We start from the raw sequence: 21,919 nt of genomic DNA on the forward strand, positions 1-21,919 counted from the left end.
GCACTTTCGAGTACAGGAGCAGCAAGCCCATGCCCGTTCTTCAGACAGACAAGGCCGGTTTCCTGCTCGACGGCCAAGCCTTCCGGATCCTGTCCGGCGGGCTGCACTACTTCCGGGTCCACCCCGAGCAGTGGGCGGACCGTCTGCGTAAAGCGCGGCTCATGGGTCTCAACACCGTCGAGACCTACGTGCCGTGGAACCTCCACCAGCCGCGGCCCGACCGCTTCCACCTGGACGGCGGGCTCGACCTGCCCCGCTTTCTCGAACTCGCCGCCGCCGAGGGGCTGTACGTCCTGCTGCGCCCCGGGCCGTACATCTGTGCCGAGTGGGAGGGTGGCGGGCTTCCGTCCTGGCTGCTCGCCGAGCCCGGCATGCGGCTGCGCTCCCGTGACCCCCGCTTCCTCGCCGCCGTCGACGACTACTTCGGCCGCCTGCTCACCCCGCTGAGGCCGTACCTCGCCTCGCAGGGCGGACCGGTGCTGGCCGTGCAGGTGGAGAACGAGTACGGGGCGTACGGCGACGACACCGCGTACCTGGAACACCTCGCGGACTCGCTGCGCCGCTGCGGGGTCGACGTGCCCCTCTTCACCTGCGACCAGCCGGTCGACCTGGAGCGGGGCGCGCTGCCCGGTGTCCTCGCCACCGCGAACTTCGGCAGCCGCTCGGCCCACCACCTGGCCGCCCTGCGCGCCCAGCGCCCGGACGGGCCGCTGATGACGACGGAGTTCTGGATCGGCTGGTTCGACCGCTGGGGCGCGCGGCACGTGGTCCGCGAGGCGGACCAGGCCGCACGGGAGCTGGACGAACTCCTCGCCGCGGGCGCCTCGGTCAACTTCTACATGTTCCACGGCGGCACCAACTTCGGTTTCACCAACGGCGCCAACGACAAGCACACCTACCGGCCCACCGTCACGTCCTACGACTACGACGCCCCGCTCGACGAGGCCGGTGACCCGACGGAGAAGTACACCGCCTTCCGCGAGATCATCGCCAAGTACGCGCCCGTCCCGGGCGGACCCGTCCCCGCCCCTGGCCGCAAACTTGCCCTGCCCGCCGTCGCGTTGACCGAGACCGCGCAGCTGCTTCCGAACGCCGCCGCGCTCGCTCCCGCCGTCGAGTCCCGTCACCCCCTCACCATGGAGGAGCTGGAGCAGGACTTCGGCTTCGTCCTCTACGAGACCACCTTGCCCGGGCACGGACCCGCCCTGCTCGAGGTCGAGCAGGTCCGCGACCGGGCGCAGGTCTTCGTCGACGGACAGCCGGTCGGCGTCCTGGAGCGCGAGGGCCATGAGCACGCCGTGGCCTTCACGGTCCCCCGGGCCGGCACCGCACTCACGATCCTCGTCGAGAACCAGGGACGGGTGAACTACGGCCAGGGCATCCACGACCGCAAGGGGCTGCTCGGCGAGGTCCTCCTCGACGGCGCCGCGCTCACGGGCTGGACCAACCGTCCGCTCCCGCTCACCACGACGGCCGACGTCCCCTTCGCGGCCACCACCACGACACCCGTCGGTCCGGCCTTCCACCGCGGCACCTTCGAGCTGACCGAGACGGCCGACACGTTCCTGCACCTCGACGGCTGGACCAAGGGCAACGCCTGGGTCAACGGCTTCCCGCTCGGCCGCTACTGGTCCCGTGGCCCACAGCGGTCGCTGTACGTCCCCGCGCCCGCCCTGCGCCCCGGGACGAACGAGATCGTCGTCCTGGAACTCCACGCCGCCCACCGCGCCCGTACCGTCGACTTCCGCCAGGCCGCCGACCTCGGCCCCATCGAGGAGTAGAGGAGTAGGGGACGGCAGGGCATGCCAGAGGCCGGGCGCCGACCGCGAGTCGGTGCCCGGCCCGTTCGCGCGGAGCCGTCCTCCGTTCAGCCGTCAGCCGTCAGCCGTCAGCCGTCAGCCGAAGCGCAGCTGCTGGTTCGTCCCGCCGTTGCAGGTGTACTGGCGGACGGCGACGCCGTCGGCGGTCGAACCCGCGCTCACATCAAGGCACTTGTCGCTGTGCCGGGCCACGAGGGTGACGTGCCCCGTGTCGGCGGCCCGCACCGCCCACTCCTGGTTCCGGCCGCCGTTGCAGCCGTACTGGAAGACCTGCGCACCGTCCGCGCTCGAAGCCCCGCTCACATCAAGGCACTTGCCGCTGTGCCGGGCCACGACGCTCACGTAGCCGGTCGCGGCCGGACGGAGGGACCACTGCTGGTTCGTCCCGCCGTTGCACGCGTACTGCACGACCGAGGCGCCGTCGGACGTCGAACCGCCCACCACGTCCAGGCACTTGGAGCTGTGCCGGAAGACCGGCGCCTGCCAGGTGTCCGCCGCGGTCGTACGGAAGGTCCAGGACTGGTTGGCCCCCGTGGTCGGCCGGTAGACGCCGACGGGGGCTCCGTCGTTCGTCGCGGCGCCGAAGACGTCCAGGAGGAGGCCGGAGGCGCTGTTGACCAGGGTGGCGTGGCCGTCACCGGTCGTCGAGCGCATCCACTGCTGGTCGGCGCCCGTTCCCGGGGTCGCGAAGCCGAGCGCCCCGGCCGTGACGGCGAGCGCCTTGCCCGTCCTGGCGTTCGTCACGCGGTAGGTGGCGGTGCTGCTCCAGTCGGCCGGGGACAGCTTGGTGAAGGCCCATTGCTGGGCGGTGTCGGCCGGGTTCGAGGTGCGCTGCACGACGGCGTCCCTGCCGTCGACCGTGGCGACGGCGAGGGCCATTGCGCTGTGGTCGTTGAGGAGTTGCCGCGCCGCTCCGGTGGGTGCCCCGGTGGCCGCGGGGTCCACTCCCGTGACGCCCGGGAGGACGAACGTCGTGACGGAACCGGCGCCGACGGTGGCTTTCAGGGACGTGGACGAGACCATGAGGTCCGTTCCGCGCCGCAGGTTGCGGGTGGCGTCGGTGGTGTACTGCTCGACCGCGCCGCCGGCGCTCCGGAAGCCGCCGAGGTCGAGGGTGAGCTCGCGGGCCGTACCGCTCCGGTTGGTGTGGACGAGGACGAGTCCCCGGCCACCGGGACGTACGGCCGCCAGCGTGTCGGGGTCGTCGGTGGCGACGACACGGGCGCCGGGCCGGACGAAGCGGCTGTACTGGGCCATGGCCCAGTACTTCTTGTTCTTGCGCAGCGGTTCGGTGGCCGCGTCGGCCGGGGTGAAGTCGGTCTGGATGAGGCCCCAGTTGGAGTTCTCGCGCTCCGGGGTCATGTTCTCGTAGTCCTCGACGGCCTGCCACAGCACCCACGCCCGGGGCTCCAGCTCCCGGATGTCGTCGTTGATCCGGCGGGCGAGGTCGAGCGCGGGGCTCATGTCCGTGAAGCTCTGCGGGACGCTGCCGCCGAGGTCCACCTCCGACATCCACAGCGGGGTCGCCTCGCCCTTGGCGATGTCGCGGACGCCGGTGCGTCCGTTCGTCCCGTACGTGTGGGCGTTGATCCGCCCGACGGCGTCACGGACGGCGGGTGCGTACTGCTCCCAGTTCGTCCGGGCCAGTCCGGGGTTGGTCTCGTCCATGGCGGCGATCGGCGTGGCGATGCCCCGGGCGTCGAGCGCGGCGCGCAGGGTGCCGATCATCCGGGCCTGGGAGGCCGGGTCCCAGTGCGAGCCCTCCTGTCGCCCGCCGGCCCGCCAGTAGTCGGTGTTGGGCTCGTTGACCGGGGAGAGCGAGTCGAAGGTGACACCGGAGCCCTGTTCCGCGCGGCGGAGCGAGCCGGCGAGGTAGGCGGCGAACCGGTCGTACTGGTCGGAGCGCAGGTTGTCCTGCCGGGGGTCGACGGCTCCGGAGACGAGGCCGCTGTTCGTCATGAAGTACGGGGCGGAGTTGGAGAACGCCTCGAAGGTGTCGGCGCCGCGTGCCTGGGCGGCGCTCAGCCACCAGCGCTGGTTCGCGTCGGCCTGCGGGTTCCAGTGGGCGGGATTGTCCGGGTCCCACCAGTCGGGGCTCTCCGGGCCCGGCCGGTTCCAGTAACCGGGGACGGCGCCGCCGGGCCGCATGTAGGGGGCGGTCTCGGGGCTGTCGCCGCCGCCGATGTTGTAGCGGGCGATGGTGAAGCCGAGGCCGTTCGCGCCGTAGAGGTCGTCGGCGAGCCGGTTGCGCTGGGCGTCGGGCCAGCCGCCGGTGACGTTGGCGAACCAGGCGAGGGCGGTGCCCCAGCCTTCGAAGGCCGGCTGCTGGTAGCCGGGATCGGGGCGAACTGTCCGCGCCTCGGCCGTCGCCTCGGCCGCCGTCTCGGCCGCCGTCTCGGCCGCGTGAACCAAACCGGCCGGGGACGCGGCGAGGGCGGGCAGGAGGAGCGCGGAGGCGGTGACGAGGGCGCGCAGCCGGGTACGCCGAGGGGGCCCGGCTGCCTTTCGAACGCGTGGGGACAACACGTACAACTCCCTGGTGAGTGCGGGTCGAGTGCGGGTCGAGTGCGGGTCGAGTGCGGCTCGGGTGGTCGCGCCGGTCAGAGGGCCGTACGGCGCCGCAACGTCTCGTCGGCGGGCCGCCGTTGGAGGCACACTGGACGAGTGCCCGGACCACGGTCAGTTGCGGTGCTATGCGGGTGCGGGCAGCCTGCGGATGCGGATGCGGGTACGGGTGCGGGCAGCCTGCGGATGCGGATGCGGCAGGCCGGAACGCACGCCCCCGGGAAGCGTGCGGTGTACGGAAAGGGCGGAGCACCGGGCGTCGGTCCCGGCACCGCCGACGGAGGTGACCGCCACGATGCCTCGCGGTGTCACCCTTCCATGTTCGCGTTAACACGAGCGGCTCGGGGAGAGTCTGAGAGGGCCGAAAGGGGCTGTCAAGGAGTCTGACGACATCCGCCCGACGGTTTGACCGCCCCCCATGTTTGCGTCAACATGCAGCAGTACGGTGGCCGGCCCGCGTGCCGTCCGCCGCCAGTCTTTCGACGGAAGGTCGTGTGCATGGCGACGGAGAAGAGAACCAGGTCGCCCCGCTCGCGGCCGGCCCGCCAGTGGCCGTCCATGGCGGACGTCGCCACGATGGCCGGCGTGTCCTCCCAGACGGTGTCCCGGGTGGCGAACAACCGGGAGAACGTCGACGCGGCCACGCGCGAGAAGGTGCTCGCCGCCATGCAGGTCCTCGGCTACCGCCCCAACACGGCGGCCCGCGCCCTGGTCACCGGCAGGTTCGGCGCGCTGGGCGTGGTCAGCTTCGGGATGGGCGCGCACGGCAACGCCCGTACGCTCGGCGCGATCGCCGACGCCGCCCGCGAGGCCGACTTCTCGGTGAACTTCATGGGCGTACGCGCCCCGACCGAGGCCGCCGTCCGCCAGGCCTTCCAGCATCTGATGCTGCAGTCCGTCGACGGCATCGTGCTCGTCGAGTCGCAGATCCTCGACACCCCCTCGCTCCATCTGCCGCCGTCGATGCCGGTCGTCGTGGCCGACGGGGACACCGGCCACCGCTACCCCCACGTCGACTTCGACCAGGCCCACGGCGCGCACAGCGTGGTGGCCCATCTCCTCGGGCTCGGGCACCGCACGGTCTGGCATCTCGCGGGCCCGCACGACTCCTTCGCCGCGCGACGGCGCGCCGAGTCCTGGCACCGTACGCTGACCGGCGCGGGCGCTCCCGTACCCCCGGTGCTGTACGGGGACTGGTCGGCGGAGTCGGGGTACCGGGCCGGTCTCGGTCTGGCCCGCCGGCCGGAGGTCACCGCCGTGTTCGCCGCCAACGACCAGATGGCGCTGGGCCTCATGCGCGCCCTGCACGAGTCCGGCCGGGACGTCCCCGGGGACATCAGCGTGGCCGGGTTCGACGACATCGCCGAGGCCGCGTATCTGCATCCGCCCCTGACCACCGTCCACCAGGACTTCGAGGTGGTCGGCAGGCACTGCGTCGCGCTGCTGCTCGACCAGATCGAAGGCCGTACGAGCGGCCCGCGGAGCAGGGCGGTGGAACCGGTCCTCGTGGTCCGTTCCAGTACGGCCCCGCCACGGCCGGGCAGCACGGCCTGAGCCCACCCGAGCCCACCCCAGGCCCCCCAGCCCACCCGAGCCCACCGGAACCACTCGGGTCTGAGCCCACCCGACCCTCAGCGCGCTCCCGCGCCCCGTCCCGGCGCCCCCGTACTGGCCCGCTCGACCAGCGTGGTCGGCACGAGCCGTACCCCCGTCACCGTCTCGCCGCGCAGCTCCCTCAAAGCAGCGTCCACGCACAACTCGCCGACCTGGGCGAAGTCCTGACGGATCGTCGTCAGTGGCGGGATGAACGACGAGGCCTCCGCGATGTCGTCGAAGCCGACGACGCTCACGTCCTCCGGGACGCGCACGCCCCGTTCGTGGAAGGCGCGCAACACCCCGAGCGCCATCTGGTCGTTGGCCACGAAGACCGCCGTGCAGGCGGCGGCCTCGGCGGCGAGCCGCAGGCCGGCCTCGTAACCGGACTCGGGGGTCCAGTCCCCGCGCAGCACCGGGGGCACCTTCCGCCCCTCCTCGCGCAGTACCGCCTCCCAGGCGTCGGCGCGACGGCCCGCGGCGAAGGACTCCTCGGGCCCCGCCACGTGCCACACCGTGCCGTGACCGAGGTCGAGCAGGTGCTGCACGGCCGTACGGGCCCCCTGCCGCTGGTCCGTGTCCACGACCGGGAAGCGTCCCGTCGCGTCGGAGTCGACCACGACCACCTTGACGTGCGGGGGCAGGGTCAGCGCGGCGGTGTCGAGCAGGTGCACCTCCATGATCAGGACGACGGCGTCGACGGCCAGCTCGTCGAGCCTGGTGAAGGCGCCCCGGACGTTGTCCTGCGTCGGGGCGTCGAGCGGGATCAGGGTGACGGCGTAGCCGGCGCGGGAGGCCGATCCGGCGATGGCCTCCAGGGTGCGTACGTTGCCGGTGCTGGACAGCCCCATGGTGATCACGCCGATGGCGCGGAACTCGCCGCGCTTGAGGGCGCGGGCCGCGCTGTTCGGCCGGTAGCCCAGCTCCTTCATCGCGTCGAGGACCTTCCGGCGGGTGCTCTCGACGACGGCCGCGTCCCCGTTCGAGACCCGGGAGACGGTCTGCGAGGAGACTCCCGCGAGCTGCGCGACGTCCGCCATGGAGACACGGCGCGGCCTGCCTCTGGCGCCTCGCCGGCCGTCGGTTCCGGCCGCCGTCGACCGGCCGGTCGTGTTCTTGTCCGCCACCCGAATCCCTCTCATTCACCGCTGCTTCGCGCTTGACGCCCCCCAGCGGGGGTGTCACCATCACGCTACCGATGATTACGTAAACATTTCTCGTCGGCCAGACCTCGCAGGCCGGTTTCCGGCCCCCAGGCACGCCTATCTCGCTCCCCGTCTCCGGACCGTTCGGTCACCGACGCAAGGACCCAGCCATGACGCTCCTGTCGACGCGCGCTACGGCAGCACCACCGCCCCGCCCACGAGTCCGTATCCGCCTCCGCAAGGAGGCCCTCGTGGGCTGGGGCTTCGCCGGCCCGTTCGTCGCGGTCTTCGGCCTCGTCTTCCTCGCCCCGATCGGATACGCCCTCTACCTGAGCCTCTTCAAGGACCGGCTCATCGGCGGCACCTCCTTCGTCGGACTCGACAACTACGGCGAGGCGCTCGCCGACCCCCGCTTCTGGGACGGGCTGATCAGGGTCGGCCTCTTCCTCCTGGTCCAGGTGCCGATCATGCTCGGCATCGCGCTCCTCGTCGCCCTCGCGGTCGACAGCGGCCGGCTCTACGGCAGGACCTTCTTCCGCGTCTCGATCTTCCTGCCGTACGCGGTCCCCGCCGTCGTCGCCAGCCTGATCTGGGGCTTCATGTACGGCACGCGCTTCGGCCTCGTCGGCAACATCAACGACACCTTCGGGGTCACCCTGCCCGACCCCCTCTCGCCGTCGCTGGTCCTCGCCTCCATCGGAAACATCGTGACCTGGGAGTTCGTCGGCTACAACATGCTGATCTTCTACTCCGCGCTGAAGGTCGTGCCCCGATCGCTGTACGAGGCGGCGGCGATCGACGGCGCGGGCGAGTGGCGCGTCGTGACCTCGGTGAAGCTTCCGGCCATCCGCAGCGCGCTGGTCATCGCCACGATCTTCTCGATCATCGGCAGCTTCCAGCTGTTCAACGAGCCGAGCATCCTGCAGAAGCTCGCCCCCAACGCGATCACCAGCGACTTCACCCCCAACCTCTACACCTACTCGCTGTCCTTCTCGGGGCAGCAGCACAACTACGCGGCGACCGTGGCGATCGTGATGGGCGTGATCACCGCGATCATCGCCTACGCGGTCCAGCTGCGCGGCATGCGGAAGGGCTGAGCCGATGACCTCCCCTACCACCACCGCCGCCTCCGCGGCCTCTGCCCCCGCCGCCGAGCCGTCCGCGAGCGGAGCCGCCCCGACCGCGTCCAAGCGGTCGAAGCGGTCGACGCGCCGGAAGTCGATACCCCACACCCCGCTCAACCCGCGCCCCAGCATCCCGCTGACCCTCGTCACCGGCCTGGTCCTCGTCTACACCCTGCTTCCGCTCGCCTGGCTGGTCGTCAACGCCACCAAGGACCAGAACGGCCTCCTCGACTCCTTCGGGCTCTGGTTCGCCGAGGACGTCCACCTCTGGGACAACATCACCCGCACCCTCACGTACGACGACGGCGTCTTCGTCCGCTGGCTGCTCAACACCCTGCTGTACGTCGTCGCCGGCGCGGGCGGGGCCACGGTCCTCGCCGTCCTCGGCGGCTACGCCCTCGCGAAGTACGAGTTCCCGGGCCGCAAGGCCGTCTTCGCGGTCGTCATCGGGGCCGTGGCCGTACCCGGCACCGCGCTGGCCGTCCCCACCTTCCTGATGTTCAGCACCATGGGGCTGACCAACACCCCGTGGGCCGTCATCGTCCCCTCCCTGATCTCTCCCTTCGGGCTCTACCTGATGTGGGTCTTCGCCGCCGAGGCCGTCCCCACGGAGCTCCTGGAGGCCGCGCGCATCGACGGCTCCGGGGAACTGCGCACCTTCTTCCGGATCGCCCTGCCGCTGCTGATGCCGGGGACCGTCACCGTGCTGCTGTTCTCGATGGTCGCGACCTGGAACAACTACTTCCTGCCGCTGATCATGATCAAGGACCCCGACTGGTACCCGCTGACGCTTGGCCTCAACGCCTGGAACGCCCAGGCCCAGACGGCAGGCGGCGAGGCGGTCTTCGACCTCATCATCACCGGTTCCCTGCTGACGATCGTCCCGATCGTGGTGGTCTTCCTGCTGCTCCAGCGGTACTGGCAGTCAGGACTGGCCGCGGGCAGCGTCAAGGAATGACCCCTCTTGTGTCCCTCCCCTCCCACCCGCACCACCGACCAGGAGCACATCCCATGAGAACGCACACCACCCGCAGGCTTCTCGGCGCCCTCGCCATGGCCTCCACCCTCGCCCTGACCGCCACGGCCTGCGGCTCCGACGCCTCGGACGGCGGCGGCAGCGGCAGCGGCGGCAGCCCGCAGGACGTCAAGGCCGCGCTGGAGAAGGGCGGAAAGGTGACCGTGTGGGCCTGGGAACCCACGCTCAAGAAGGTGGCGGAGGACTTCGAGAAGAAGTACCCCAAGGTCGACGTCGAGCTGGTCAACGCCGGTACGGGCGACAAGCAGTACACCGCCCTGCAGAACGCCATGGCGGCCGGCTCCGGCGCGCCCGACGTGGCACAGGTCGAGTACTACGCCCTCGGCCAGTTCACCATCGCCAAGTCCGTCGAGGACCTCGCCGGCTACGGCGCCGGGAAGTACGGCACGACCTTCACCCCCGGCCCCTGGAACGCGGTCGCCGACGACAAGGCGATCCACGCCCTGCCCATGGACTCCGGCCCCATGGCGTTCTTCTACAACAAGAAGGTCTTCGACAAGCACGGCATCGCGGTCCCGACCACCTGGGACGAGTACGTGGACGCCGCCCGCGCCCTCCACAAGGCCGACCCCAAGGTCTTCATCACCAACGACACGGGCGACGCGGGCGCCACCACCAGCCTCATCTGGCAGGCGGGCGGCCGCCCGTACAAGACGGCCGGCACCGACGTCACGATCGACTTCGGTGACGAGGGCACCAAGAAGTACACCGCCACCTGGCAGAAGCTCCTCGACGAGAAGCTGGTCGCGCCGATCAGCTCCTGGAGCGACGCCTGGTACAAGGGCCTGGCCGACGGCTCCATCGCCACCCTCTCCATCGGCGCCTGGATGCCGGCCAACTTCACGTCCGGTGTCACCCCAGCGTCCGGGGACTGGCGGGTGGCCCCGCTGCCGCAGTGGACGAAGGGCGCCAAGGCGAGCGCGGAGAACGGCGGCAGTTCGCTCGCCGTCCCGAAGGCCGCGAAGAACAAGGAACTGGCCTACGCCTTCGCCGAGTTCGCGACCACCGGCGCCGGCGCGAGCAGCCGCGTCGCCGAGGGCGCCTTCCCGGCCACCCGCGCCGACCTGAAGTCGAAGGCCTTCCTCGACACCCCGTTCCCGTACTTCGGCGGCCAGAAGGCCAACCAGATCTTCGCCGAGTCCGCCGCCAACGTCGGCTCCGACTGGTCCTACCTGCCCTACCAGGTGTACGCGAACTCGGTCTTCAACGACACCGTGGGCAAGGCGTACGTCTCCCCCACGACGCTGACCGACGGCCTGACGGCCTGGCAGGAGGCGAGCGTCAAGTACGGCAAGGACCAGGGCTTCACGGTCGGCAAGTAGCGCACGCCCGCGGCCGGCTCCCGCAGGAGCCGGCCGCGGGCGCGGGTGTCAGGCCGTGCAGCCGAGTACCTTCTTCACCTTGGGCACGAAGTCCACGGTGAAGGCCTCGATGTGCTTGCGGCGTTCGGTGTCGTCGCCGCCGGCTTTCGTGCTGAGGCGGATCTCCGTGACGAGGTAGTCCGCCTTGGGACCGGCGCAGTTCGTACTGACCATGGCGGTACGGTCGCCCAGCGCGCCCAGGCCGCTGAACGGCAGGTCCTCCATCTTCGCCCGATGGGTGAAACGGAAGCTCTCCGATTCGTCCATCGGATCGTAGATCTTGTCGACGCTGTCAACCCGGAAGTCGACCACCAGCCCGTCATCGACCGAGATCGAGCAACTCCAGGAGTTCTTCCCGTTCGACTCGGTCAGCGGATCGCCGACGACCTTGAATTCCTTGCCGTCGACAAGGAACGGATCGAGTGTCTTCTCGTTGAGCGCGACCCCGCAGGCCTCCTGCGGAACGGCGTACTCGCGCCCGCCGCCGCACGCCGTGAGCGACAGCACGAGGCCGCAGCCCACGAGCGACGCGATGGCGCGGCTCATTCTCGTACTCATCAGTTGTCCCCTGCGATGCCTTCGGCCTTGTCGTTGCCGTCATTGGCGGAGGCGCCGATCTTCGAGTAGACGCCGAAGTCCCCGGAGTACCCGTCGCGCGCCGGGTCGTCGGCCCACGCCTTGTTCCGCTCGTACCAGACGTCCGCCAGGCCACGGAGCTCGCCGTTACGGGCGGCGTACGTCTCCTTGTGGTTGGCCGTGGCCGTGTCGTTGATCTCGTTCTGCTTGTCCTGGAGCCAGGACGACGCCACCAGGTCCACGACTCGCTGTGCCGCGTCGCCGGCCGGGTGCCACGGGGTGATCGCGCCGCCGATGATGTGGTAAGCCCAGTTCTTCTTCCACGAGGCGTCGGTGAGATCGCCGTTCTTCTCGTCGTTGGTCGCCTGGTACCGCGCCTCCTCCAGGAAGCCGACGGTGCGACCCGCCCGGTCCAGACTGTTCTCGGGATGCTTCGTCTCCGTATTGATGTCGCCGATGATCGCCAGGTGCATCTGGTTCGTCAGCTCGACGTAGGCCTCCTTGTTCCGGGAGATCTGCTTGCTGACCTCCATCAGCTGCCCGGAGTCGAGTCCATGCGTGCCCAACGGATCGCTCATCGCCTTGTGCACGACGTCGCCATGGTTACCCATGGCCCACGCCATGTCGTTCCGCAGCTCCGGCGGGAAGTCGTTGCCCGTCTCGGACAGGAACTGCAGGGACCGCTTCATGGCCTCCACATGCTCGGGCGTGTGCTCCAGGAACTCCGACCTCGGGGCGTCCGGGCCGGTCGCGCCCGACACCGCCGCGAACATGGCCTTGCCGGTCGCGTCCAGGGTCTCGTTCGGCCCGTCCTTCAGCGGGGAGTCGTCGAACGACGGGCGGTCCTTGAGCACCCACTGGGCGTTGTCCTGCGGCTCCTTCGTGTTGAAGAAGTCCGTCGCCGCGTCCGGGCTGTTGGAGAGCGCCGTCATGAAGCCCGCCATCGGGTCACGGCCGAACTCCGCATCGCCGATGAAGTTCATCTTCAGCGTCGGTTCCATCAGGTAGAACCGGTCCGGGATCCTCATCTTCTTCTCGGTCTCCACGAGGGAGTTGCCGTACTTGTTGAGGAACTGGTCGTCGTAGTCGCCCGTGCGCATGAGGTTGCTCATGATCTGGAAGCCGTAGGCCTCCCCGGTGCGGGTGCGGAACCGCTCGGGGCCGAGCTTGACCATGTCGTTCTCCCACTGCCGCATGGCAGGGCTGTCCGACTGGGTGGCGCCGCCCAGGACGAAGCCGAGGTTCTTCTGGAACTCGCCGAGCTGGTTGAGCTGCGTCCGGGTCAGGTCCTTGGTGCTGTCCGGGCTCGACAGGTCCGCCCAGAAGTCCAGCATTCCCTTCGGGCCCACCTGCGTGGCGAACTTCTCCTGGAACAGCGGGTCGTTCTTGTAGGAGGCGAGGAGCCCGTTCAGCTTCTGGAACTCCTCGGGCGACATCTCGTCGCCCTTCTCCTTGATCAGCTTGGCCGCTTCCTCGGCCTTGCGCACGGCGTCGATCGCGGAGTCGCGGTCGCCGTACTTGGCCCCCGAGAAGCCGGTCTCGGCCTGGTCGACGATGGCGCGCAGGACGGTCGCGGCCGTCGTGTCGCTCTCCGTCGCCCGGTTCAGGATGCGCTGCACGTCGTCCCGCAGGTGCTCCGCGTCCTGAGGGGAGTGGTCCGGGACCTCGTGGCCCTTGGCGGCGCGGTCCGGGTGGATGAGCATCGTGACGGTGAAGCCGCCACCGGCGATCGGGGTCACCGTGAGGTTCTTCTTGCGGCCGCGCTCCAGGGCCTGGTCCAGCTGCTCCTTGTAACTCACCAGCTCGTCGCGGGTGTCCTTGAGGATGTCGTGGATGGTCGTCGCCTGGGTGTGGGCGTCGGAGAATTCGTGCGCCGTCTTGGTGATGAATTCACGGGAGATCGTGGCGTTCATGCCGGCCCAGTTGGCCTTGTCCGCTTTCGCCTTCATGTCGTCCCGAGCGTCCGTTTCCAGCCCCTTGAGTTTGTCCACCACCCCCTTCCAGGCGGTGATGGCCTGCCCGAGCTGGGCGAAATTGCCCTGTCGCAGCGTTTCGAGATCCATCAGCGCTGCGTCCTCTCCGTGAAGCCCTCGTCCAGCGTCGCGATGCTGCTCACGACGCCGTAGATGTAGTACTCGTCACCCGCGTGTGCGCCCTGGGTGAAGTCCATGTGGTTGGAAATGTGCGCGCAGGCGTCCAGCAAGGTCTTGAGCTGCTTCTCCCAGCGCTCCTGTACGTGGTCGAGCGCGCCGCCCAGCGCGAAGCCCTGGGTGCTCAGGTCCTTCGCCGCCGTCTGGCTGACGGACCAGGCGTCACGGCCGTACTTCCCCAGATTGTCGAAAAGACGGAAGGCCGCGTCACCGACGGCCGCGAGGTCCTGCTGACTGACCTTCAGATCACCCCCGGGGGGTGGCGGCGCGCCGCCCTCGTCCGGAACCCGGTTCAGCTGCATCGCCGTGGAGCTTTTCTCGGCGGCCTCCGTCTTGAGCTGCTCCCACTCGTCCCAGGCCATCAGACCCCTTCCCCCGTGCGTCCTGTTGCTCCGCCGTTTTGGATAAGCCGGTTCGATCTACCACTCGAAATATTGACTTTAGCAACCGGACTTGACGGGAGTCTCCCGCCCCGACGGCGGCCGTCCCGCACCCGGTCAGGATTCCGGTCACGAAGTACCCCAGGTCGTGACAGCACCGGCGGAACCCCGGTCGAGCGGCTTGCGGGGAGCGTCGGTGAGTCCCCATCGGTCGGATGACCGATGTGCGTGTCGCGGCCTCGCACGCATAGTCCTTCGCAGACCGGCCCGCGGGCCACGCCCGCCGGCCGCCGCTCGAAAGGACTCTGCCTTGACCACGTACGCGGACCTGGTGTTTCTCGACGGACAGGTACTCACGGTCGACCCCGACTTCAGGGTCGTGTCGGCCCTGGCGGTGACGGACGGGATCATCAGCGCCGTCGGCGACGGCGACGACGTCGCGCCCCTGATCGGCCCCGTGACCCGGGTCGTCGACCTGAAGGGAGGGACGCTGCTTCCCGGCATCAACGACTCGCATCTGCACGCGTGCGCCTTCGGCCTGACGCAGCCGCCGCTCGCGCTGGACCTGACCCACCCCCACGTGACGTCGCTTGCGGACGTGGCGGAGGCGGTCCGCGACGCGGCCGGGCGGCTCCCGGCCGGTGAGTGGATCATCGGCAACGGCTGGGACACCGGCTACCTCGACGAGTGCGTGGCCGATCCGTCCCGGCTGCCCACCCGCCACGACCTGGACCATGTCAGCCCGCACCACCCGGTCCTGCTGCATTCCTTCTCCGGGCACACCACCTGGGTCAACTCCAAGGCCCTGGAGCTCGCCGGCGTCGACGCGCGCACCGAGGCGCCTCCCGGCTCCGCGATCCTCACCGACGAGACCGGGCAGCCCATCGGGCTGCTCCACGAAGGTGCCCAGGCCCTCGTCCAACGGGCCCTGCCCGCCCTCTCCCCCGCGGTACGCGCCGACGCGATCAGGTCCACCCTGGCCGCCCTGGCCAGGCTCGGCATCACCAGCTACACGGAGCCCGGGCTCGGTCCGGGCGGCGACGAACTGATGCGCGGCGCCCTCGCGACGAGCACGCTCGACGTCTACCGGCGGCTCCTCGCCGACGGCGAACTGACGGCGCGGGTCGGCGTCCTGCTGCTCCCGACCGGAATGGCGAGCACGGCAGCGGAGTTCGCCGAAGCCCTGGACGGCCTCCGGCTCCCCGACGACGCCGATCCGCGGCTGCTCAGGGTCCTCGGGGTCAAGATCTTCGCCGACGGCATCGTGCCCAACAAGACGGCCTGGATGCACCAGCCGTACATCGGCGGCGGCTGCGGGGCCCTCTGCGCCGGCGGCGACACGGACGAGGAGCGGATCGCGGAGATCGGCGCGATGATCCGGCACGCGCACAAGGCCGGGTTCCAGATCGGTGTCCATGTCACCGGTGACCGCGGTATCGACACCGTCGTGGACGCGTTCGCCGTCGCAACGGCCGAGCACCCCCGCTCCGACTCCCGGCACTACGTCATCCACGGCGACTTCCTGAGCGCGCGGAGCATGAAGTCGCTGGCCGAGCAGGGGTTCGGGGTCAACATGAACCCGACGATCAAGTGGACCGTCGCGGACATGGAGGAGGAGTTCGTCGGGGCCGAGCGCGCCGCGTACGCGTGGCCCTACCGCGACGCGATCGACGCCGGGGTGTCGGTGGCGAGCGGTTCCGACGCGCCCGTCACGTTCCCCGACTGGCGGCAGGGTGTCGCCACGATGCTGCTGCGCGAGTCGAAGGCCGGCGGCAGGGTCAGCGGCCCGGAGCAGCGCATCGGGCTGGCCGAGGCGATCCGTACGTACACGATCAACGCGGCCCGGCAGGACTTCGCCGAGGACTGGAAGGGCTCCCTGGAGGTGGGCAAGGTCGCCGACCTCTGCGCGCTCGCGGGGGATCTCCTCACGGCCGACGCCCACGACGTGCCGGACATGCCCGTCGTCCTGACCGTGCTCGGCGGCCGGATCGTCCACGACGACCTCGCCGTTTGACCGCCCTCGGGCTCGTGATCATCCTTGGAGGATGCAGGAGGAACGGACCGCCACGGACATTCTGGACGCGGCGCTCCGGGTACGCGAGGCGGCCCGGAGCGCGGTGCACGGTGAGGCCGGGGCGGCCGGGGAGGCCGGGGCGGCCGACTCGGTGCTGGCGGCGCTGTCCGGTGTGATGGCGTACGACCACGCCTCTCTGGCCCGGTGGGATCCGCTGCTGCGGCGCCACGCCACCTTGGCGGGCAGCTACCCGTACGACGCGACGGCGTACATCGAGACGGGGCTCCATCACGACCCGATGTTCTCCGTGCTCCGCGAACCCTCGCAGGGCGGCCTCTGGCTCGGCGACGTGCCGCACCGACTCCTCGCGAGCTCACCGGGGTTCCAGGAGGTGCTCCGGCCCCTGGGCGTCGAGGGCGGCGTCGCGCAGTGTCTGTTCGCGCCGGACGGCCGGTACGTCGGGATGCTCAACGTCAGCACGTGCCGGCCGCAGGACGCGGGCGGCCCCGTCCGCGCGGTCCTCGCGCTGCTCACGGAAGCCCTCGCCATGGTCACCGACCCGTGCGCCCGCGCCGTCACCGGTCCGCCCGGGACTCCGGGCGGAGCCCCGGACAGAGCCCCGGGCGGGCTCTCCCCACGCGAGCTGCAGGTACTGGCCGAACTGACCGGCGGGCGCACCAACCGGGAGATCGCGGGCCGCCTGCACATCGCGCCCCGTACCGTCGCCACGCACGTCGAGCACATCCTGACCAAGCTCGACCTCCCCAACCGCGCGGCGGCGGCGGCCCGCGCGGCGGCCTGGGGGCTCGAACCGGCCCCGTGACGCACAGGACCATCGGCGACGTCGACGGCTCGAACCCGTTCTGGTCGGGTACGAACGGCTCCCGCTGCTCCTCGTACGCCGGCGCCCTGGCCTGGTCCTTCGCCGCGGACGGCCGCCTTGTCGTGACCTTCGGCGGCAGCGCGGTCGCTCCGTGACAAGGCGGCGGACCGCCTGACCGGCCGAAGAGGGGCGCGTTCTGTGCCGTTCGCGAGCAATGGGCGTCGGCGTGATCGCGGGCCGGTCGCTGCTGTACAGTCCGCGCCCCCGCCGTGACGTAAGGACTGCTCCATGCGAACTCGCCCCAGGTGCGCCGCCGCACTCGCTCTCCCGCTTCCGCTCGCGCTCGCGCTGACCGCCTGCGGCGCGGCGGCCGACGAGGGCGAGAGCCCCGAGGCCGTGCGGACGTCCGCGACTGCGACCGCGACTGCGTCCGAGGCCGCGCCCCCGCCCGGGCCGGAGTCCGCCGAGGACCACCTCCGCCTCGCCGAGAAGGCGATGGCGCAGGAGGCGGCCTGGTCCTTCTCCGTGCGGGGGCAGGAGGGGCTGACGCACCAGGGGCACAGGAGCGCCGCCACCTACCGGGCCACGGTCCGGCGGGGCATGGAGCCGGAGGTCCTGCACGGGGAGGGGAGCAGTACCAGCAGCAAGGGGAGGACGAAGAAGGAGGAGATCTACGTCGTCGGCGGTACGGCGTACCTCAGGGAGGGCGGCGCGGCGTGGAAGGCCGCGCCCGCCTCCGAGCCCGCGATGCGGAACAAGGTCGAGGACGCGGTCGCGGCCGTCGAGGAGTTCCGGGCGTACGCGCGGGCCGGCGACGACGCCGTGACGGTGACCGAGGTCGAGGCCGACGGCACGATCGAGCTCGCCGTGAGGAGCGACGGCAAGCGGAAGCTGACCGCCGTACGGGACCTGCCCTGGGTCAAGAAGGCGAAGCGCGAGTTCGACCCGACGGCCGACCAGCTCCGCGCCGCCGGCATCCCGGTGAGCGACGCGCGGCTGACCCTCTCGCATCTCGAGGAGGTGCTGGTCCTGGACGCGAAGACGTACCGCGTCACGAGCCACCGGTTCACGTTCGGCTTCCTCGTCCCGTACGCGGGTGGGCAGGACATCGCGTACGAGCAGGAGGTACGGGAGGACAACCAGGGCCCGTACAGCGGCCGGATCGAGCGTCCCGAGGGAGTGCGCTGAGCGGAGACGGGCGCGGGCGCCGCGTTTCGCCACGACCGGCCGCGCCGGCGTGGTCGACTGGCCCACGTACCCGAACTCCTCAGTGAATCGAGCCGATACACATGACGCAGCTGAGTCGGATATACGTGGACGAGTGCCGGCGCGAGGGTGGCGGCGGACTGCGCGACGCCGTCGCGCGCGCCGAACTGCCCCCGGCCTTCACGGAGGCCTGGCGACGGCATCTGCTCCCCCGCCCCTGGTTCGTCCACGCCCCGGAGATGGCCGCCTTCGCCCAGGACGTGGAGAGCCTCTTCGACCTCCTCGTGTCCCTGCCGCACCGGCTCTTCGACGGTGACATGGAGCGGTACGCGAAGGAGATCGGGCTCGAACCGCACCACGCGGCGCTGCTCAGCCGGGCCGGTTCCGGCCGTCCCGACAGGCTGGGCCGTGCCGACGCGTATCACGACGGCACCTCGTACAAGCTCCTGGAGTTCAACCTCGGCAGCGAGGTGGGAGGCCTGGACATGGCCGTGTTCAACCAAGGGCTGCTGCGCGTACCGGAGTTCGCCGCCTTCGCCGAGGAGCACCGGCTCGGCCACGTGGACATCGCCGCGGAGATCGCGGCCGTGCTGCGCGAGCGGGCCCGGCCCGTCGTGGCGGGCGGCGCGGAGCCGGTGGTCGGGCTCATCGAGGGGCGCGGGGGCGTCGCTCCGTACGGGCGGCTGATGCGCGCGTTCCAGGAGGCGATGGCCGCGCAGGGTCTCGATCTGCGGATCGGCGAGGTCGGCGAGGTGCGCGCCCGGCCGGACGGCAAGCTGACCCTGGACGGCACCCCGCTCGACGTCGTCCTGCGGAACTTCGCGGCCGTTCAGCTGCTCGACGATCCGGAAGGACCGGAGGTGGCGGAACCGTTCTTCCGGGCCCACGAGGCGGGCAGGACCGTGCTGTTCACCTCACTGGAGAGCGGTCTCTACTCCCACAAGAGCGCGCTGGCCCTGCTCTCCGACCCGCGCTGGAGCACCGCCTTCGACGCCGACGAGCGGGCCCTGGTGGACCGGGTGCTGCCATGGAGCCGTACGCTGCGCGCCTCCGGGCCTGCCGAGCTCCTCGACCTGTGCCGCGAGCGCAGGGAGCGGCTCATCCTCAAACCCGGGGCCGGGTACGGCGGCCTGGACACGTTCGTCGGCTGGGAGAGCACCGACGCCGAGTGGCACCGGGCGCTGGCCTTCGCCGCCGAACACGGCTATCTGGCCCAGGAACGCGTCACGCCCCGCCCCGAGCCGGTGTACGACCCGGCCACCGGCGCCGTCGACGACTGGGTCGCGGCCCTGGGCGTCTTCCTCACCGACCGGGGGTACGCCGGCGCGCACGCCCGGGCCAACCGGGCCGACGGCGCCGCGATCGTCGGGATGAGCAGCAACCCGGACACGCGCATGGTCGGCGTGTTCTCCCATCCCTGAACGCACATCCCGGGTAGTTCGCTGAGCGAATTACAGGGCCGTCCAGGTGTAGCCTGCCCCCATGGGTAAGCATGATGACGGCCGGATCGGGATGGCGACCGCGCTGGTGCGGTCCACATTCCTGGTGAATGCCGTGTACGCCGAGTCGAGCCGGGAACACGGCCTCACTCCGCAGCAGGGGCAACTGCTGTGCGTCCTGATGGCGCAGCCGTACGGCATGAGTGAACTGGGGGCCATGCTGGGTCTCGCCAAGTCCAGCCTCACCGGCCTGGTGGACCGTACCGAGCGCAACGGACTGGTCCGGCGCGAGGCGGACCCGCGGGACATGCGCGCGGTACGGGTCGCGCTCACCCCGCGGGGCGCCGAAGTCGCCGAGGAGTTCTACGCCGAGACCTGCCGGCGGGTCGAGCGGCTGCCGGCGGGGCTCGACGCGGCGGACTTCGCCACGCTCGCCGATCTGCTCGGCCGCGTCGTGCGGGACAACGAGGTTCCGGCGGTCTTCCTGGAGCCGGAAGAGGGAGCTCCCACCATCCGTAAACACTGACCCGAGAATCGAAAGAGTTGAAGTTCGTTACACGAACCAATATGGTTCGTGTAACGAACTTCAACTCTTTCGTCTGTGGGAGTGTGCATCATGCGTCGTACAGTCGCGATCATCGGCGGCGGTTATGGGGGGTCGGCGCTGGCCAAGGCCCTGGGCCCCGAAGCCGACATCGTGCTCATCGATCCCCGGGACGCGTTCGTCAACGCGGCCGGTTCGCTGCGGGCACTGACCCGGCCCGACTGGGCGGGCAACATGTTCTTCCCCTTCGAGACCCTGCTCACCCGAGGCACGCTGGTGCGCGAGCGCGCGGTCTCGGTCGACCCCGGCGGTGTCACCCTGGCGTCCGGTGAGCGTGTCGAGGCGGACTACCTCGTCCTGGCCTCCGGCTCCAGCTACGCCTACCCCGCCAAGTCCGACGCCGACTCCATGAGTGAGGCCCTGGACGAACTGCACCGCACCCACAAGGAACTGCTGGGCTCCGAAAGGGTGTTGATCGTCGGCGCCGGTCCGGTCGGCCTGGAACTGGCCGGGGAGATCAAGGCTGTCTGGCCGCACAAGCAGGTGACCGTCGTCGACCCCGCCGAGGAGCTGCTGTCCGGCTTCGAGCCGGAGCTGCGCGAGGACCTGCACCGGCAGCTCGACGAGCAGGACATCCGGCTGCGGCTGGGCACCGGCCTGACGGCGCCGCCGACGACCGAGCCGGGCCGGGCCGAGACCTTCACCGTCACCACCACCGGCGGTGAGGAGATCACCGCCGACATCTGGTTCCGCGCCCACGGGGTGCGCGTCAACAGCGACTACCTCGCCGACGGCCGGCTCACCACGCGCACACCGGAGGGACAGGTCCCCGTGACCGAGACCCTCGCCGTCGAGGGCTACGAGCACGTCTACGCGATCGGCGACATCACCGACGTCGCCGAGGCCAAGATGGCCGGGTACGCGATGCAGCACGCCGAGGTCGTGGCACGGAACATCACCGCCCAACTGCGCGGCGAGCCGCCCACGGCCACCTACCGGCCCCTGCCCCATCCGGTGATCCTTCTCCCGCTCGGACCGCAGGGCGGCGTCGGCCAACTGCCCACGCCCGACGGCCCGTCCGTCGTCCCGGCCGGCACGGTCTCGGCGTACAAGGGCGCCGATCTGTTCACCGCCCGCTTCACCGAACAGTTCGGCCCCACCGCCGGCTGAACCACCCGCGAACCAGCCAACCAGCGAACGAAAGGCAGGACCATGTCCGTACAGGAAGTCGTCTTCGGCTTCGGCGCGCACAGCGGTATCGACGACGGTCCGGAGCTGCTGCGCCTGGCCCAGCAGGCCGACCGTGACGGGCTCGACCTCTTCTCGCTGTCGGACCACCCCTACATCGGTGGCCGGCTCGACGCGTACGCGTCCATCGGATTCGTCCTCGGACGTACGCGGCACATCTCCGGCCTCGCCAACGTCACCAACCTGCCGACCCGGCCCGCTCCCCTGCTGGCGCGGACGGTGACGTCCCTGTCCGCGCTCTCCGGCGGCCGCGTCGTGCTCGGCATGGGGGCGGGCGGGCTGTGGGACCGGATCTCCGCCATGGGAGTGGAGCGGCTCTCACCCGGCGATGCCGTCGACGCCTTCGAGGAGGCGATCGTCCTGGTCAGGAAGTTGTCGGGGGGCGGTCCTCCGGTCACCTTCCGGGGCCGCCACTACCAGGTGAACGAGATCGAGCCGGCTCCGGTGGCCGCGCCCCCCGTCTGGACCGGGTCGGTCGGCCCGAAGTCCCTGGCCGCCACCGGCCGGGTGGCCGACGGGTGGCTGCCCGGACACGCGGCGGACTGGCTCAGCGAGCGCTACCGCACATCGCGTCCGGTCGTCGACGAGGCCGCGGCGGCCGCGGGCCGTGATCCGCGCGAGATCCGCACGGTGTTCAACTTCCCCGGCCGCATCACCGACCGTCCGCTGACCGCCACACGCGACGGCGACGGCCGCTGGATCGGCGGCTCCGTCGACCAGTGGGCCGAGGAACTGACCGGAGCCGTACTGGACCACGGGGCCTCGGGCTTCATCCTCTTCTCCCCCGGTGGCGGCACGCAGGACTCCGCCTCCCTCGGCCGGTGGGCCGGGGAGATCGTCCCGGCCGTGCGCGAGGCGGTCGCCAAGGAGACCCGACCGGCCGCTGGGAGCTGAC

At 70.7% G+C, this 21,919-nt stretch carries 17 protein-coding genes and 1 pseudogene; 13 read left to right on the plus strand and 5 right to left on the minus strand.

The genetic code is table 11. From position 1 onward, the window contains the following. The first annotated feature begins 29 nt into the window (after positions 1-29). Positions 30-1,781 carry a glycoside hydrolase family 35 protein gene (locus FDM97_RS23730; protein ID WP_137992515.1) on the plus strand — a complete coding sequence of 584 codons (1,752 nt, stop codon included), beginning with the start codon at positions 30-32 and terminating at the stop codon, positions 1,779-1,781. A gap of 114 nt (positions 1,782-1,895) precedes the next feature. On the opposite strand, the gene FDM97_RS23735 is transcribed toward FDM97_RS23730, so the two are convergent. Continuing rightward, a complete protein-coding gene (locus tag FDM97_RS23735) occupies positions 1,896-4,346 on the minus strand; it encodes an RICIN domain-containing protein (protein WP_254705737.1) in 2,451 nt (816 codons plus the stop codon). 597 nt (positions 4,347-4,943) lie between these two features. Here FDM97_RS23735 and FDM97_RS23740 point away from each other — a divergent pair. Further along, complete coding sequence (locus FDM97_RS23740; RefSeq protein ID WP_137994991.1) at positions 4,944-5,939, plus strand: LacI family DNA-binding transcriptional regulator; 996 nt, start codon at positions 4,944-4,946, stop codon at positions 5,937-5,939. Positions 5,940-6,016: 77 nt separating this feature from the next. On the opposite strand, the gene FDM97_RS23745 is transcribed toward FDM97_RS23740, so the two are convergent. Beyond that, a complete protein-coding gene (locus FDM97_RS23745; protein WP_137994992.1) occupies positions 6,017-7,018 on the minus strand; it encodes a LacI family DNA-binding transcriptional regulator in 1,002 nt (333 codons plus the stop codon). 275 nt (positions 7,019-7,293) lie between these two features. Here FDM97_RS23745 and FDM97_RS23750 point away from each other — a divergent pair, with 275 nt between their 5' ends. From FDM97_RS23750 to FDM97_RS23765, 3 genes are read left to right on the plus strand one after another with little or no spacing between them, the layout of a single operon-like run. Beyond that, positions 7,294-8,220, plus strand: a complete 927-nt coding sequence (locus FDM97_RS23750) for a carbohydrate ABC transporter permease (protein WP_137992516.1) — start codon at positions 7,294-7,296, stop codon at positions 8,218-8,220. A gap of 4 nt (positions 8,221-8,224) precedes the next feature. After that, positions 8,225-9,205, plus strand: coding sequence for a carbohydrate ABC transporter permease (locus tag FDM97_RS23760; RefSeq protein WP_175439217.1), 981 nt, complete (start codon positions 8,225-8,227; stop codon positions 9,203-9,205). Positions 9,206-9,258: 53 nt separating this feature from the next. Further along, positions 9,259-10,605 carry an ABC transporter substrate-binding protein gene (locus FDM97_RS23765; protein WP_137992517.1) on the plus strand — a complete coding sequence of 449 codons (1,347 nt, stop codon included), beginning with the start codon at positions 9,259-9,261 and terminating at the stop codon, positions 10,603-10,605. Positions 10,606-10,653: 48 nt separating this feature from the next. Here FDM97_RS23765 and FDM97_RS23770 read toward each other — a convergent pair whose 3' ends face one another. The 3 genes from FDM97_RS23770 to FDM97_RS23780 are packed head-to-tail and all read right to left on the minus strand — an operon-like array spanning position 10,654 to position 13,732. Next, entirely contained in the window at positions 10,654-11,190 is a 537-nt protein-coding gene (locus tag FDM97_RS23770) for a hypothetical protein (RefSeq protein WP_137992518.1), read from the minus strand. 11 nt (positions 11,191-11,201) lie between these two features. Beyond that, a complete protein-coding gene (locus FDM97_RS23775; protein ID WP_137992519.1) occupies positions 11,202-13,283 on the minus strand; it encodes a hypothetical protein in 2,082 nt (693 codons plus the stop codon). Beyond that, entirely contained in the window at positions 13,283-13,732 is a 450-nt protein-coding gene (locus tag FDM97_RS23780) for a hypothetical protein (protein ID WP_137992520.1), read from the minus strand. Before FDM97_RS23780 ends, FDM97_RS23775 begins: the two co-directional genes overlap by 1 nt. A 328-nt stretch (positions 13,733-14,060) precedes the next feature. Between FDM97_RS23780 and FDM97_RS23785 the strand changes: the two genes are divergently transcribed. From FDM97_RS23785 to FDM97_RS23820, 8 genes and pseudogenes are all read left to right on the plus strand, one after another. Continuing rightward, a complete protein-coding gene (locus tag FDM97_RS23785; RefSeq protein ID WP_137992521.1) occupies positions 14,061-15,764 on the plus strand; it encodes an amidohydrolase in 1,704 nt (567 codons plus the stop codon). Between the two features lie 31 nt (positions 15,765-15,795). Continuing rightward, complete coding sequence (locus FDM97_RS23790; protein WP_137992522.1) at positions 15,796-16,587, plus strand: helix-turn-helix transcriptional regulator; 792 nt, start codon at positions 15,796-15,798, stop codon at positions 16,585-16,587. A 5-nt stretch (positions 16,588-16,592) separates the two neighbouring features. Beyond that, positions 16,593-16,742, plus strand: a pseudogene (locus tag FDM97_RS23795) (right-handed parallel beta-helix repeat-containing protein); the annotation flags it as partial. 133 nt (positions 16,743-16,875) lie between these two features. Continuing rightward, positions 16,876-17,775 (plus strand): hypothetical protein, encoded by a 900-nt coding sequence (locus FDM97_RS23800; RefSeq protein WP_137992523.1) that lies wholly within the window; start codon positions 16,876-16,878, stop codon positions 17,773-17,775. 101 nt (positions 17,776-17,876) lie between these two features. Continuing rightward, positions 17,877-19,214 (plus strand): circularly permuted type 2 ATP-grasp protein, encoded by a 1,338-nt coding sequence (locus tag FDM97_RS23805; RefSeq protein ID WP_137992524.1) that lies wholly within the window; start codon positions 17,877-17,879, stop codon positions 19,212-19,214. Positions 19,215-19,275: 61 nt separating this feature from the next. Beyond that, complete coding sequence (locus FDM97_RS23810) at positions 19,276-19,758, plus strand: MarR family winged helix-turn-helix transcriptional regulator (RefSeq protein ID WP_175439218.1); 483 nt, start codon at positions 19,276-19,278, stop codon at positions 19,756-19,758. A gap of 90 nt (positions 19,759-19,848) precedes the next feature. Further along, positions 19,849-20,946, plus strand: a complete 1,098-nt coding sequence (locus FDM97_RS23815; protein WP_137992525.1) for an NAD(P)/FAD-dependent oxidoreductase — start codon at positions 19,849-19,851, stop codon at positions 20,944-20,946. A gap of 42 nt (positions 20,947-20,988) precedes the next feature. Beyond that, positions 20,989-21,918, plus strand: a complete 930-nt coding sequence (locus FDM97_RS23820; RefSeq protein ID WP_137992526.1) for an LLM class flavin-dependent oxidoreductase — start codon at positions 20,989-20,991, stop codon at positions 21,916-21,918. Position 21,919 lies beyond the last annotated feature (1 nt).

Source organism: Streptomyces vilmorinianum (assembly GCF_005517195.1).
Taxonomy (GTDB): Bacteria; Actinomycetota; Actinomycetes; order Streptomycetales; family Streptomycetaceae; genus Streptomyces; species Streptomyces vilmorinianum.